At 39.3% G+C, this 2,082-nt stretch carries 2 protein-coding genes and 1 pseudogene; all 3 read left to right on the forward strand.

Features of this window, described 5'->3' with window-relative positions; genetic code table 11:
• The coding region (locus tag ACFIK8_RS08855) for a DNA polymerase III subunit gamma/tau (RefSeq protein WP_375669208.1) at nt 1–1,428 on the forward strand (1,428 nt) is incomplete at its 5' end.
• A 14-nt stretch (nt 1,429–1,442) separates the two neighbouring features.
• On the forward strand, nt 1,443–1,769 hold the full coding sequence (locus ACFIK8_RS08860) for a YbaB/EbfC family nucleoid-associated protein (RefSeq protein ID WP_011179036.1): 327 nt from the start codon (nt 1,443–1,445) through the stop codon (nt 1,767–1,769).
• 34 nt (nt 1,770–1,803) lie between these two features.
• Nucleotides 1,804–2,082: pseudogene (locus ACFIK8_RS08865) on the forward strand (recombination protein RecR); the annotation flags it as partial.

Here is a 2,082-nt window from a genome sequence, read left to right on the forward strand (position 1 = left end):
GCAACAACAGAAATTCGTAAAGTTCCTATTACGATCCTTTCACGTTGCCAGCGTTTTGACCTACGGCGTATTGAAACGGCAATTTTAAGTGCGCATTTATGCCAGATTGCTAAACATGAAAACATAAAAGTAGAAGATCAAGCGCTCTCCATGATTGCACGCGCTGCGGAAGGCTCTGCACGTGATGCACTGTCTATTTTTGATCAAGCGATTGCTTATAGCAATGGCAACATCAGCGCTGTTGCAGTGCGCGGAATGTTAGGATTAGTTGATCAGGCACGCATTATTGATCTCTTTGAATTCATCATGAAGGGCGACATTGTAAATGCATTGCATGAATTACGCAGTCAATATGATGCAGGTGCTGATCCTCTCACCATATTGACAGAATTAGCCGATTTCAACCATCTGGTCACACGTTTACGTTTCACACCAGAAATAGCCGAAAATCTCTCGCTTACTGAAATAGAGCATTCGAGAAGTTTAGATTTCTCAAAAAAACTTTCTGTCCCTGTTTTGTCGCGAAACTGGCAAATGTTACTCAAAGGCTTACAGGAAGTGAGCGAGACCACGCGCCCACTTCAAGCTGCTGAAATGTTATTGATTCGTCTTGCTTATACTGCCGATCTGCCAACTCTTGATGAAGCTTTAAAAAAGCTTACACAAGAAAAAACATCTCTCACAATTGTCGAAAACTCTTCTCATCAAGAGTCCACAAGTGTGGGTAATACAACAAAAATAGCAGCTGTAAATGCCCGTTCCTTTCCACGCGTTTCAAATGCTTCGTTAAACCAGCCAAATTTAAAAACATCCTTCGAAAATCAATTAAATCGCTCCTTACAATCGGAAGCTTCACTAAAAGTTGAAATTCCCGAAAGCACTAACTCCCCTGGAATACCAAAAATTCTTGAAACTGCTCAATCTGTCAACCTTGCTGAAAATAGTGCAAATTTACCGCATCTTTCCACGCAAATAACAGAGGAAATCTTTGACCCAAAAACCATAATTATTGATTCCTTGCATGATATTATTAAATTAGCTGAACAGTACAATGAGATTCCTTTTAAACTTCTTGTTAAAGAATTTGTTCATCCTGTTTCTTTTGAACCAGGGCATATTATTTTAAGGCTTGCTGAAAATGCTCCACGTTCACTTGCTCGTGATATAAAAAAAATGCTATCTCAATGGACCGAAAAACGCTGGACTATAACCTTTGTTAATGAAGGAGGAGGACCAACCCTACAAGAAGAAAGTATAGCTGTCCAAAAGACTCTTTTTTCAAATGCAGAAGCAGATCCTGATATTGCGAAAATTCTCAACCATTTCCCAGAAGCAAAAATTGTCGATATTCGCTTAAATAAACAGGAAAACGACCTTGATTTACTCCCAAATACCTTTAAAAATGAAAGTGATATCAATGATGAATAAGGATACCTATTCCTATGCGTGATATGATGAGCATGATGAAAAAAGCTAAAGAAATTCAAGAAAAAATGCAGCAAATTCAAGAAGAAATGACGAATCTGCAAATGATTGGTACTGCCGGCGGTGGACTTATCAACGTCACCTTAAACGGCAAGAATACCATAACAGCAATCAAAATTGATCCTTCACTACTTAAACCTGAAGAATCTGAAATTCTGGAAGATCTGATTATGGCAGCTCATAATGACGCCAAAACAAAAATCGAAATAGCTATGGAAGAAAAAACTAAAAGCATGACAGCAGGTTTACCGCTTCCATCGGGTTTCAAATTTCCGTTCTCATAAATCGGATTTTATTTAATTACCTTGGAATAAGAGTATGTCTAAGCACATTGCAGGACCTGAGATTGAGCGCCTCATTCAGCTTTTAGCGCGGATACCAGGTTTTGGTCCGCGTTCAGCGCGTCGTGCTGCACTTTACCTTATCAAAAAAAGGGAGACATTGCTGGAGCCCTTAGGAGCAGCTATACAAGCAGCTGTAGATAAAGTCTGCATTTGTTCTGTTTGTGGAAATGTCGATACCACTGATCCTTGTTCGATTTGTAGAGATCCTCGCCGCGATGATACAACAATTATTGTTGTTGAAGATGTTGCTGAT

The organism is Bartonella sp. MR168JLCBS, from assembly GCF_042194175.1.